This is a genomic window from Burkholderia sp. MSMB0856 (genome assembly GCF_001524645.2).
Classification (GTDB): domain Bacteria; phylum Pseudomonadota; class Gammaproteobacteria; order Burkholderiales; family Burkholderiaceae; genus Burkholderia; species Burkholderia diffusa.
Map to the genome: position 1 here is coordinate 467,487 of NZ_CP013429.1, position 12,686 is coordinate 480,172.

The 12,686-nt window shown below is 59.9% G+C and carries 10 protein-coding genes; 3 read left to right on the plus strand and 7 right to left on the minus strand.

The features are described 5' to 3' along the window. Positions 1-38: 38 nt before the first annotated feature. From WS87_RS30885 to WS87_RS30895, 3 genes are read right to left on the minus strand one after another with little or no spacing between them, the layout of a single operon-like run. Positions 39-3,413, minus strand: coding sequence for a UvrD-helicase domain-containing protein (locus WS87_RS30885; RefSeq protein WP_059544980.1), 3,375 nt, complete (start codon positions 3,411-3,413; stop codon positions 39-41). Next, a complete protein-coding gene (locus WS87_RS30890) occupies positions 3,414-3,977 on the minus strand; it encodes a hypothetical protein (RefSeq protein ID WP_159085725.1) in 564 nt (187 codons plus the stop codon). It lies immediately after the preceding gene. After that, positions 3,977-4,711, minus strand: coding sequence for an RNA polymerase sigma factor (locus tag WS87_RS30895; protein ID WP_236873308.1), 735 nt, complete (start codon positions 4,709-4,711; stop codon positions 3,977-3,979). The genes WS87_RS30890 and WS87_RS30895 overlap by 1 nt, the downstream gene beginning before the upstream one ends. Before the next feature lie 774 nt (positions 4,712-5,485). Here WS87_RS30895 and WS87_RS30900 point away from each other — a divergent pair. Together WS87_RS30900 and WS87_RS30905 are read left to right on the plus strand one after the other, a co-directional pair. Then, positions 5,486-6,303, plus strand: a protein-coding gene (locus WS87_RS30900) for an IS5 family transposase (protein ID WP_107938028.1) whose coding sequence is annotated in 2 segments (ribosomal slippage) — positions 5,486-5,834 and positions 5,834-6,303 — 819 coding nt in all. Because the reading frame shifts where the segments join, the coding sequence is not laid out codon by codon here. A 439-nt stretch (positions 6,304-6,742) separates the two neighbouring features. After that, complete coding sequence (locus WS87_RS30905) at positions 6,743-7,693, plus strand: hypothetical protein (RefSeq protein ID WP_059815277.1); 951 nt, start codon at positions 6,743-6,745, stop codon at positions 7,691-7,693. Between the two features lie 370 nt (positions 7,694-8,063). Here the strand turns inward: WS87_RS30905 and WS87_RS30910 are convergent, their stop codons facing one another. The 4 genes from WS87_RS30910 to WS87_RS34110 form a co-directional block, all read right to left on the minus strand. Next, complete coding sequence (locus tag WS87_RS30910; protein WP_082750539.1) at positions 8,064-8,492, minus strand: hypothetical protein; 429 nt, start codon at positions 8,490-8,492, stop codon at positions 8,064-8,066. A 103-nt stretch (positions 8,493-8,595) separates the two neighbouring features. Further along, on the minus strand, positions 8,596-9,750 hold the full coding sequence (locus tag WS87_RS30915; RefSeq protein WP_059815280.1) for a PDDEXK nuclease domain-containing protein: 1,155 nt from the start codon (positions 9,748-9,750) through the stop codon (positions 8,596-8,598). Beyond that, on the minus strand, positions 9,747-10,025 hold the full coding sequence (locus WS87_RS30920) for an HU family DNA-binding protein (RefSeq protein WP_059815284.1): 279 nt from the start codon (positions 10,023-10,025) through the stop codon (positions 9,747-9,749). The genes WS87_RS30915 and WS87_RS30920 overlap by 4 nt, the downstream gene beginning before the upstream one ends. A gap of 762 nt (positions 10,026-10,787) precedes the next feature. Further along, complete coding sequence (locus tag WS87_RS34110) at positions 10,788-10,925, minus strand: hypothetical protein (protein ID WP_006400880.1); 138 nt, start codon at positions 10,923-10,925, stop codon at positions 10,788-10,790. Positions 10,926-10,973: 48 nt separating this feature from the next. Between WS87_RS34110 and istA the strand changes: the two genes are divergently transcribed. Further along, positions 10,974-12,482 carry an IS21-like element ISBmu3 family transposase gene (istA, locus tag WS87_RS30925; RefSeq protein WP_059815287.1) on the plus strand — a complete coding sequence of 503 codons (1,509 nt, stop codon included), beginning with the start codon at positions 10,974-10,976 and terminating at the stop codon, positions 12,480-12,482. The last annotated feature ends 204 nt before the right edge of the window (positions 12,483-12,686 follow it).

Here is a 12,686-nt window from a genome sequence, read left to right on the forward strand (position 1 = left end):
CTTAATCGGACTGACGGAAGGCCGCCGGTAAATTATTTTCAGAACGTCTTGTGGAGCGTTCCAGTCGGCGTCGGGCCACACACGAAGAAGGCGGGACATCCGGGACAGGTGTATTCGGAACGTTCGGCCGCAAACTGGCCAGCTCGAATGCTGGTCAAGATGTCCGCGAGCTTGCCGTGGCTAGTGGTCAACTGCTTCGGTGTAAGGCTGAGCGGCCTGATCTCGCCATCAGCCAGGTAGATCACTTCGACCGTGGCGCCCGGGAATGCCCGCTGGGTAGCCAAAAGCACGGCTGCCGAGCCCACGTCTTTCGATTCCTTGCGCGGGGCATGGCCGGTGCGGACGGTTCGCAGCGTCCGAATTCCGTCCTTGAGCAGGATCTCGTCCGGGCGAACGACAATTTGCTGGTCGCCGAAGGCCACACTCAAGGCTTGCATAGGTTCGACAATGGCGCCCTCGCGCGACGCTAAGAAGAACTGGATCATGGCCATCGCCATGGCACGATATTCTGTAGCGTAGCCATGTTCATGCAACTCATGCTCCACCAAAGCCTCTTCCAGGCGGCTCTCCCAGTCGGGCGTCTGGCCGGTCTCGATGACGGCCTGGCAGACCGAACGCACCGCCTCATGCATCTTCATGAAGGCAGTGGCCTGTCGCCGTCCCCCGACCTGCAACAAATGGGTATAGAGGAAGCGTCGGGGGCAGGATTCGTAGAGCGCGGCAGCTTGAGCGCTAAAGCTCACTGGCCCGGAAAACACAATAGGCAATGGCACGGTGTCCGGCGCGGGCGTCAGGCGAAGCACGGGGGTAACCGATATCTGCTGCAGCGCGCCGAGCCGATCGACAAACTCGGACAGGGGTCGCCGATGTCCGTTTCCTTTGGCATGCGCCGCATACAGGAAGAGCCGGTCACGCGCGCGAGACATCGCCACATAGAAAAGGCATTCCTGCTCCTGCGCCTGCGCGTCACGCTCCGCCCCCTCCGATGAGGTCGCCGCGCCAGCAATCATCCCTTCTGGCGGCGGGCATTTGGGCGGTCGATACGCACCCGGCATGCTGTCCTGGTTCGCGCCGGCCAGATGCACCACCGGGAATTCCAACCCTTTGGCGCCATGAATGGTCATGAGCCGGACGGCATCGATCCCCTGCGCTGCGGCCGGGAGTTGCCGCAAATCCCGATCATCACGCAATCTAAGCAGCCGGCGAATGCGCTCCATCAGCCGCACGATCGGCAAACCTTGGCCAGACGGCTGCGCACGGACGAAATTCATAAACTGCCAGACGGCAATACCTTGGGCTTGCTCCGCCACACTGCTTGACGCGGCGATGCGCGCCGCCGAACGCGTTCGATCGAGTAAAACCGTGGCCAGAACGGTCCAGGGATGAGACAATGCGTCGAATCCGGCCACAGCCGTTGCGAGCGCACCGAGCGCGGTTTGCCCTGCCGGCGAGAGATGAGTGAAAACTGATGTCCAGTCGCCCGGCGCCGCCTCAGTCGTGCGCAAGTGCTCAAACGCCTGCACCACATCCTCAAGCGACATCGCGAACTCCGGCCAGCACGCAATGCGCACTAGCCCCATAGCGCGGCGGTCGGTCAGTAGCGACAGGAAGGCCACAAGGTCCTTGACCTCCTGACGCTCGAAAAGACTCCCCAGAAATAGTACCGGAATCCCCAACCGCTCTAGTTCCTGCCCCAATTCTGAGAGTTTGTCGTTGCCTCGACAGAGCACGGCCTGGTCCCGGTATTGATAGCCGGCCTGACGCAGCTGATCGATGTTCTCGGCCAACGCCGCACTGGTGAGTTCGCCTGTCGCGACAAGACGCAATTCCGGCGAGATACCGCATGACGCGCGATCAGCCTCGAGCCGACTGTGCGTACCACCAGCGCGCATACCTGCAGCAAACGTGGAGAAGGTATCAGTGATCTCCCGAACAGAACGATAATTTTGCGTCAGGTAACCGATGACACCACCAGGAAAGTCTTCGTGACCGAAACGGGAAATGTTGAACGACGAAGCACCTCGGAAACGATAGATAGACTGCTTCCCGTCTCCAACAACCCAAAGATGCGTACCATCGGGCTTGAGTGCATTTAGCAAGCGAACACTGGAGCGGTTGACGTCCTGATATTCATCAACCAGCACATGATCGTAGGTCTGCTGCAATTGCAAACGCAGCGCTTCATTCGACTCCAGCAACTGCACGGGCCGCAGAACCAAATCCCCGAAATCCACGCAACCTGCCTGACGTTTCAGTTCTTCGTACGTTTCGTAGACCGTCGCCACCTCCAGTGCACGCTCGGCCGCCTGGATCTCCTCTGGACTTGTCGCTGTGTCATGCATGCAGCGTGCGAGGTCGCGATACCGCGCGGCGTCGACCACTTCGTCTTTTGCGCGCGATATCGCACTCAGCATGTCAGCGATAACTTGCGAGGGGTCGTAGACATCGCGATAGTGCATGAGGCCCAGCCGAGGAAATGCGGACTCCAGCAACTCGACCGCCTCGGTGCGATCCATGAGTCGCGGATCGGACGGCAACTCAACTTGGTCATGAAAGCGCCGAAGCACGTCCAGACCAAACCGATGGAAGGTACCAACCCACAACGCGGCCGCAGCAGCAGGTCGTGTACGCGCGAGCCTCTCGACCATCTCGGCAGCCGCGCGATTGGAGAATGTCAACAACAGGATACGGCGGGGGTCCACGCCTTCGTCTAGCAGGCTCTCCACCCGCGCGACGAGCGTACGTGTCTTGCCAGTACCGGGGCCGGCCTGGAGCAGGTAGGCTGCTCCTCGATGCATCGCAGCTTGTCGCTGCGCGTCGTTCATCGGGATATCCGGCGTTTGACGGGGAGGCGTGAGGGTCAGGCTAGGCAGCAGTAATGCGTCAAGCATCTGCTGCGCCACCACATCAAACGGTGCGCCAAGCCGGGTGGCAATGGCGCTACACGTCATTCCCTGTCCCAAATGCAGTTCCCTGACTACCGGGCGCGGCAGCAAGAACTCGCGCGCAAAGAGGTCCATTTGGACTTCACGGCGCTGGCGATGACTGTAGTCAACCACTCGATCCAGCCCCACGGGCGCCGCCTCGCTAGTGCGGGCTAGGTCGATCGCGTAGGAACCCTCGTTCTCTTCGTCGTCACCCAGCTCGACGTGACCGATTTCATGCGCTACGAGGAACGCCTGCTCAAAAGGCGACCCGCTGTCCTCGTGGATGATGAGCCGAGCTTCGCGATCGAAGAACGCCCGACCACCATCCAGCGCATCGGTGCCCGGCGCGCATTTTTCGACCGTTAGTCCCCGAGATTGTGCTTCGGCAACCGCGAAGGCGTACGGCGTCCCGGGATTGCGCCCCTGGCGAACGGCTTCCAAATGCAGTTCGGTGGCTCGCTGTCGCGCAAGCTCGACCGCGTCCACTTATTCGCCCCGATCGATCAACGCTTGCACGCGCTCGGCCTCCACGCCGGCGTCACGCAAGATTTTTTCAAACGACACTTTGGTCGCTGCGGCTGGTTTGATGCGCGACTTACTCTGCCGCGCGGCAGAAACCAGGGGGGGCTGTGATAGGAAAGTACGCAGTTGATCTAACGTGCTCTCCAGCGCTCCAGCCAAGCGCTCAAGGAAACGCGCAGGCACTGAGGCGAGATCGATCCGACGCTCCCGAAACGAGATCAACACCAGTCTGGGGAGTTGCAGGCGTTCAGCCGCCACATTGAAGGCTTGCGCCGTGAAACTCGCAGGTTCACGGCGTCCAGCACCGGCACGGAAGCGGGCTACCGCGGCATCCACACGCTGCGTATCCGCGACGGACAGCGGCTCATGAGATACAGGACGGGAAAGCTCCCGGGATAGATCGATCAGTTCGTGTGCGTATTGCGGATACATGGCAAGGTAACGCATCAATGCGTCGTTATTCCCTGCATCTTCTACGGCAAAGGCGTAGAGCACTTCGTCGCGGGTCATTGCTTGCGATTGGTTCATCACAGCCCCTCCTTTCGCTCAAGGCGTCGCCGCAACGTCGCGAAAGCACGGTCGCGCTGGTTGCGGATAGTTTTTTCCGCCTTGCCCAACACCTCACTGATCGTGGGAACGCTCGGGTCATTCGACATGATGGGAATATCTCGGCGCAACATCTCAATAATTTGTTTCTGCAGAAGCGGCAACGTATCAATCGCGCCGTTCAGCAGCCGCCGGTAATCTTTTTTGTCGAGTTCATCGGGATCAAACGGGTCATAGTGCTCCACCGCCTTCTCGACCTCAGCAGTGATCTCGTCATCTTCGTTCAGCAACTCTGCCGAACGGTTCTGTTCGACCCGGATCTGAGCACCGGCGTCCAAGCGATCCTTCGCCATCGCGCCATTGAAATTGATCTCGAAGTAATCAAGCTTGTCGTCGTATTCGGATTGATCGCCTAGGAGGCGATCCACAAACGTATCCATCACACGATCGCGGATGCTGAGTTCAGCGAGATCCCTCGTTGTGCCATCAACATTGTCAGGTTTCGGCAGCCGGTGTAGTACGCTGCGCATCAAAGCACGAAGCAACGGTTCGTGATGCGGACTCGCCGCATCGGTCGTTCGCACAAAGTAAAGGAGGGCCTCAGGACTCACAGCCCCGGGAGCAGACTCTGGCCACTGTTGGCAGCGCGCCACGAGTTCGTTCGGCTCAAGCTTTTCCAACTCCCCGATCTCCGCCTCGACAATAGTGCGGCGCACATAGAGGTTTCCTTCTCGCGTTACCTTCCGTAATGGCCGCGCCATGCCTCCCCCTATCGCTCATCCATGTCACAAAACGCTGCTCGGCATCAAGTCGCGTCGAGCGTGTCGAGATTTTTCTCATTATTCGAGATAGTTCAGTACCGTTACGAGAGTTCGACTACACGCGATCATCATTCAGAAAAGGTGTTCTGCGATCAACGTCGAATTCCGTACCAGTGACCGAATTCAAGACTTGACCGCAAATCGTCGCCCAAGAATGCAGTGATGGTCAAGCGTTGAGACGGGGCCAGCGCAGCCCGAAAAGCTAATTCGATGTCGCCAGCCGGATAGAGATGCAGCATCACCCAACACGCATGATCGCGTACCTTGATCGAGTCGCCAAGCCGAATCGATCATGTGGCGGATGTGGGTCAATGCGGATGCGGAAACGAGTTCGGTCATACCAGAATCTCGGCAAAAACGAAGCTTGCCGGGCGGCCCAATTCTCTCTGCACCGCGGAGAGAATTCGGCCCGGGTCGCTGAGGCCCTGCCCTGCCACCACGGCTCGCGCAACTAAAGTTGTAATCGACATGCTGCAACGCGGCAATTTGCGCATCCCGTTGTCCCGCAATGAAGACACGCCAAAATCCGTTTCAACTAAAGATGTGCTGACCTGCGCCCATTCGCCTGTGCAAACGATCTTAGAGACGGTTTCAAAATGGCCCCTTGGGGCTGTTAACTTTCGCGGCGAGCTGTTAACCTCAGGCATCGAAACAACCGAGACTGAGGAGATGGCCAAGCCGATCATCGACGACGAGTTGTGGACACTGATCGAGCCGTTACTGCCGCCATCCAAGCCACGGCGCAAGAAGAACCCGGGCCGCCTGCCGGTTTCGAACCGCGCCGCGCTGACCGGCATCTTGTTCGTTCTCAAGACCGGACTGCGCTGGCGCGATCTGCCTGCCGAGATGGGTTGCGGCTCGGGCGTGACATGTTGGCGACGGCTACGCGACTGGCAGGTTGCCGGCGTGTGGGACCGCTTGCACGAGCTGCTGCTCGCGAAGCTGCGAGCAGCAGACCAGATCGACTTCTCTCGAGCCGCTGTCGATTCATCATCGATTCGCGCCGTTGGGGCAGGCCAAAAACTGGGCCAAACCCTACCGATCGCGCGCGACCCGGTTCCAAGCACCACATCGTCACCGACGCCAACGGCACGCCGCTCGCCGCGATCCTGACCGGCGCGAACGTCAACGACGTCACGCAATTGCTGCCGCTGATCGACGCGATTCCGCCGATTCGCGGTTTGCGCGGCCACCCGCTGCACAGACCGCGTGTGGTCTACGCCGATCGCGGATACGATTCCGAGCGACATCGACGTGCGTTGCGCAATCGCGGTATCGAGCCGGTGATCGCCAAGCGCCGTACCGAACACGGCAGCGGCCTTGGCAAATATCGCTGGGTCGTGGAACGCACGCATGCCTGGCTGCATCACTTCCGTCGTCTCCGTATTCGTTTCGAGCGCCGTGCTGACATTCACGGCGCGTTCCTCAAACTCGGTTGCTGCCTGATCTGCTGGAATACCCTCCGGCGCGCCGAACAGCCTTTATGAAACCGTCTCTTAGGGCCGATCGCCAGCAGCCCCACCGCGCGCAACGCAGCCTGCCCGTTGCGCGCGGCCTATCTCGTTACCAGGCGTTCGACGATGTCGGCGAACAACCCCGCGCGACATCGAGTGGCCGTTGTGGAGCAGTGCGAAAGGCGCTTCGCGACCCACAATCGACGCTCAATCTCAGCGGAAGCGGACACTCATATGCATCTCGCATCGCTATCACGCTCGGCCTAAACTCAGGCTCGGCGGATGGCGGCGAAAAAGGGCAGGATTCCGAGTCTCACACCACTTTGCGCTGATTGCACTCGCCCCTCGCGATGAGAGATTCTCACCGTTTCGAGCACCGGCTGCGATAACGAACGGGTGCTGCCAGGCCTCTGTACACGATGATGGAATGTCAGGCTAGACTGATACTTTCATTAGCAAGGACAAACTGCAAGTGGGCCACGAAACTGAACGCAGTAGCGGAATCGATCGCGACGAAATCGACGAGCTTCTCAACGTGTTGGATGAAGATGCCACCGCGATCAGCAAATATGCGAGCATTGAATCGAACATCTTTGAGCCCGTGGTCCTTCAAAGACTGATGGATGCTGCCCACGGTGACGGCTCACATGTCCAGCGCGCGCTGTATGCACCTGGCACCAAGCAACTAGCTCCATATGAAGAGCAACTGGGAGCGTTAAAGTTTTTCAGCGACCGCCAAGTTGAATGGAGCAACTGGTTCATCGAAAAGCTTATTCAGGCCGGTATTGATCGAGCGAAGGTTGAGATTTTCGTGGATGCCATCGCCAATGAGTGGATTGACGGGAAAAAGCGACGTCAGACAGCAGAATCAATGCTCGCCATAAAGGCGTCTATAAAAAATCACGATGCGTTTTTTCACAAAGAGGAGGCCGGAAAGTACGTCAGGAACCGAGATGTCGGGGACGCCGCTCCGCTTTTCAGTGAAGTGGAGATGGCGGCAATTTTTGAGGCCAATTCTGCGATGCTTGAAGTCTGCATCGGGGACTACCTTGAGATGTACTTCGGTAAGCGGGAAGGGTCCATCAATACAACTTACGTCCGGCGCGGTGTCTACATGACTGACGCACCCGCAAGTCCGATGGTCGAACACAACTATCTCAATTCATATTCCCTGGCGATCACGCTGCCTGAGGTGTTCGCGCAAACATATTCGCCGTCCAACGCGGGCAAAGGTATGCCAACGATTTTTTCTGCGCCTATTCCGGCAATCCAAAGCCGGGTTGTGGCGTTTGCGCCGTTCATTCGCGGGATGACTTTGTCTCAACTCGAAATTGTCGTTGCTCCGCCGGTCGAGCCTTTCACCTTGACTTCACACGGCATCCATGGAGAACCCATCGGGATCGACGAGTATAGCTACGGGTGACTCAGATCGAAATTGTCGACGATCTGGGTGCTGACGTCGAACGTCGGAAACTGGCCGGCTGCCGCCGGTCGTGGTCCTCAACAGCCCGTCCAGCGACAAACTTCGAGCGGTGCCGTGCGGCCCGCTGGTAACTTCGAGCTTCAGTCCGCCAGATCCCGCCATGGAACAGAACCACTTCGACAAAGAGCCTCGCGGTGCCCTTTGACGATACAACTACACACGCCGTGACTCGCTTCCTAGAGTTTCTACGTAGAAACTGTCGACTACAAGGTCCACACACGGATCACGCATTGGCTGCGGCAACTCGCAGATTTATCCGTGCACATCAACCGCCGGCGAATTTGCCGCGACAGGCAGAAAACGTTCAGCATCAGTCCGATTCGATCGGCAAGTTAAAGGAAGGCATGCCAACATGCTGCACCTGCTCCAGCGCTTCAAGATAGCGATGGACCGGCACCGCAGCAAGTTGCTTATCATGAACACAAAGTAACGCTTCGAGTGCAGTCCGTTCCGCGTCTGTAAAAGTCCACTTGCCACCCCGCTCTGCCCGCGCAATGCATTGGCTGAGTGCGAAGTCCGCGGAGCGATACAGTTCCGCTTCGCCGTCGGAACGCAAATAGAACGCGAGCGCGAGCATATTGGACAGCGTGGCGATCGACTCAATATCACCACTACCGCCGCAAAGCAGTGCAAGTGCGAGGTGGTGTTTGAGAGAAAGACGACGGACCTGGTCAACCGGAAGAGGTAGTAGTTGCGCCTTCGTCAGTAGCCGTCGGCGCACGGTAGAGCGTTTTCGCATAGCTTGATTGCCGTGCCAGCAACATCAAATTTTACCGGGCGGCCGCTTCATCGTATTCGCCGATCCGCGCGTGATTAAGCACCTGGGAACCTCGGACGGGAAGTCACGCCTTGCGGCCCCGGCGCTCCAGTTCGATCCTGGTACGTTCCAATTCTCGCGCAAACGTGGCCTCATCCGGGAGGACCGTCTGATACTCCGCTGCGAGTATCTTGTTCGGTAAGTTGTCGAGTGCATAATGCGCCTCGGCCGCGCCTTTTTCAGCACACAGAATCAAGCCAATCGGGGGGTTTTCGCCGGACTTCATCCAATGTTCACGCGCGTAGTTGAGGTAGAGATGCATCTGCCCCGCGTCCGCATAGCTGAAGCGCCCGACCTTCAAATCGATAATGAGCAGGCATCGCAAGCGCCGATGAAAAAACACGAGATCGACTCGAAACCAGGTGTCATCGATCCGTAGACGCCGCTGCCGACCTATGAACGCAAAGTCATCGCCGAGCTCGAGGAGGAAATCCGCCAAGTGCTGGATCAAGGCCGCCTCGAGATCCGACTCCGAATATTCGTCCTTCATGTCAAGAAATTCGAGGACAAACGGATCGCGGATCGCTTCCTCAGGCGAGAGAAGATCGCCGGGTTGCGCTACAGCCGCCTTTCCGAGCAAGGACGCCTTGTTGCGTGACAGCACCAGCCGCTCATAGAGCTGACTGCTGATCTGACGGTCAAGCTGCCGCACAGACCAGCCCTCACGCAACGCTTCAGCCTCGTAAAAGTCGCGAGCAGCTTGCGCTTTCACCGCGAGGAGGCGAACGTAGGCGGACCAGGGCAACGGAAAAGCCTGAGCGATAGCATTCAGCTCAAACGCCACGCCCGTCGACGCCTTTACCGCTGCCTTGGTTGATTTTGCAGACGCTGTCGGGACAATCCGGGCGGGCGTGGATTGTGCAGACGGTGTCTGCACAATCCGATCCGCAGGCCACGTCAAGTAAAAGGCACGCATCTGTGCGAGATTGCGCCATCCGAAGCCGCGACCGAATCGCTCTGACAGATCGGCGCCCAAACGGCGGATCACCGCCTCGCCATAAGCGGCCCGTCCCTCCCCGCCCTGCTCGAACTCAACGATTCGCCGCCCGATCTCCCAATAGGTCGCCGTCATCAGGGCGTTCACCGTGCGAGCCGTCGCTTCGCGCGCCGACGCGACTACATCAGCAATTTCATGGTGCAGTCCCGCATAAGCGGCCTGCCCGACATCACGCTGCGTCACAGTGCGTTCACCACGTCCTTGAACGCCTTGCCGGCGGTGAACTTCACAGTATTCGCGGCCGGGATGGCAATCTCCGCGCCCGTCGTCGGATTACGTCCCGCGCGGGCAGCGCGCTGCCCCTGCGAAAACGCGCCGAAACCGATCAGCTGTACCGATTCGCCGCGACTCACCGCGTCCGTGATCGCGTCCAGGACCGCCTGGACGGTTTTGCTCGCGTCGGTTTTGCTGACGCCCGCGCCTGCTGCGACCGCGTCAATGAGTTCCTGCTTGTTCATGAACAGCCTCGGCAACAAAGTCAAAGCTGCACCCTACCTCATCCCGCTGCACAAACGCAAATCGCTGGCCTCCGCCCCACCACTGCCTGCGGCGGGCAGCCCGCCAATGAACTCCGGCTTACACCTGTCGCGGACACGCTCGCCCAGAGCAATCGCGAACGTCTCCCGCCCGGCCAGCGCTCACCCAACCAGCGGGCCGGTGCGGGCGTCATCACTCGCGCTGACTACGTGGTCCGGCTTCCGGTGTCACACAACCTGACTGTTTCTCCAGCCGAACCTGCCCGGCCGACCTACGCGGACTACGGAATCGTCTCGTGCCGCGTCTCCTGCCTCCCCTCTGCCCGCCACCGGCAGCCGGGCCTCGACTCAACTTTAGTCGTGTGAGCCACACGAGCCTGGGCCGTCCGCTCGATGTCCCGAAATGCAGGGTAACATAGCCCTTACTATGTTCCCCTTGAGTCCGCGCAATCCCAGCGTCGCGACATCGACCAAAAGTTTCGCCCCGGTGCTCATATCCAGAAGGCACCGCTCAGGCCACCCAGCACTGATGCAACCCCGTCCTCTGTGTCAGGCTAGAATAATAGCTCCACAACAATGTATGGGCACGATCTGTCCGTCATCCAAATGGACCTTTCCCCGATCTTCGCGCCGTTACTGTCCTTTATTGCGTATTTCGGGGAACGTGATCAGCGATTTCGGTTGAACGTGATCAGTGGTTCCGATTGATGGTGATCGGCCGTTTCGATCGAAGGTGATCGCTGATCACCGGTTTCCGAAACGAGCGATCATCTTGCCGAAACGGGTGATCACGTTCCCGGAATGAGTGATCAGCGAACCGAAACAGCTGATCACGCGACCGAAACGGGATAGCCGTTCCGGCTCGGCGGTGGTGTTGCGCATGTGATCAACGACGGGCGTTAGCCTTGATCCTTTTTAGGGGACAGGTTGATGCCGGCACATCGGATGAGCATGCGCAAACTGAAGGAAGTACTGCGGCTGAAGTGGGCGTGCGGCCTGTCGCACCGCCAGATCAGCCGCGCGATCGGCATCAGCGTCGGCGCCATCTCGGCATACGCCGCCCGCGCGAGCGCGGCGGGCCTCGACTGGGCTACCGTCGAACCGCTCGCCGACGACGAGCTCGAGATCAGGTTGGACCTGCCGGAGGAAACCGCGGTCCCGACCCGCCGGGTCGAACCGGAATACGCGGCGATGCACCGCGACCTGCGCCGCAAGGGCGTGACGCTGCAACTGCTCTGGGAGGAGTACGTCGAGGCTCACCCAGGCCAACGCACCTATCGCTATACGCAGTTCTGCCAGCGGTACAAGGACTGGGCTGCGGCGCTGAAGCGCTCGATGCGCCAGCAACACCGCGCCGGCGAGAAGCTGTTCGCCGACTTCGCCGGGCAAACCGTGCCGATCCTCGGCCGCGACGGCGGCGTCGCGTTCAAGGCCCACGTGTTCGTGGCCGTTCTCGGCGCCTCGAACTACACCTATGCATGTGCGACGCGTTCCGAGACCATGCCCGACTGGATCGGCAGCCGGATCGACGCGTTGGAATTCTACGGCGGCGTTCCCGAGTTGCTGGTGCCCGACAACCCCAAGGCATTGATCGCCAAGGCGGATCGCTACGAACCGGTGCTGGGCAACACCACGCAGGACTTCGTGAACCACTACGCGACCGCCATGTTGCCGGCGCGTCCGCGCAAGCCGCAGGACAAGGCGAAGGTCGAGGTCGGCGTGCAGATCGTCGAGCGCTGGATCCTCGCACGGCTGCGCAACCATCGCTTCTACAGCCTGGCCGAACTGAACAAGGCGATCGGCAAGCTGATTGCCGACCTGAACCGGCGTCCGTTCAAAAAGCTCAAGGGCAACCGTCACGAATGGTTCGAGCGGCTCGACCGACCAGCGCTACGCCCGCTGCCGGCCCGCCGCTACGAGATCGCGACCTTCGTGAAGTGCCGCGTCAACATCGACTACCACGTCGAAGTCGACCATCACTATTACAGCGTCCCGCACAGCCTCGTACGCCAAGAAGTCTACGCCCGCGTGACGCGCCACGGCGTCGAGATCCTGCATCGCGGCAAGCGTGTCGCCGCCCACGCTCGCAGCCGACTCCGGAACAAGCATACGACGTTGCCCGAGCACATGCCGGCGGCGCACCGCGCCCACATGGAATGGACGCCCGGGAGATTACTGAACTGGGGCGCGTCCGTCGGTCCCGGTGCCGAGGCGATCGTCAAACACCTGCTGACCAACCGGCCTCACCCCGAGATGGGATATCGAGCGTGCCTCGGACTGCTGTCGCTCTCGCGCAAGTACGGCAAGGAACGGCTGGAAGCCGCCTGCCAGCGGGCGCTCGTGATCGGCTCACCGACCCGCCGCTCCGTGCTGTCGATCCTCGAATCCGGCCTGGACCGACAGCCGATGCTCCCGATTCCGCCCACCGAATGGCATTAGCCCGATCACGAGAACGTGCGCGGGCCCGAGTATTACCACTGACCCAAGGAGGTCGCGATGTTGCCGTTGAAGGGCGAGTCGATGCGAAAGACCAACGCCAAGCAGTCCTCCGCATCCTGATCGTGCTCACCTTCGCTATAATCCATTGACCGCGCAACACCACCTTCCAAACTGATCACGCTCGCCGAAACGGCTGATCACCAT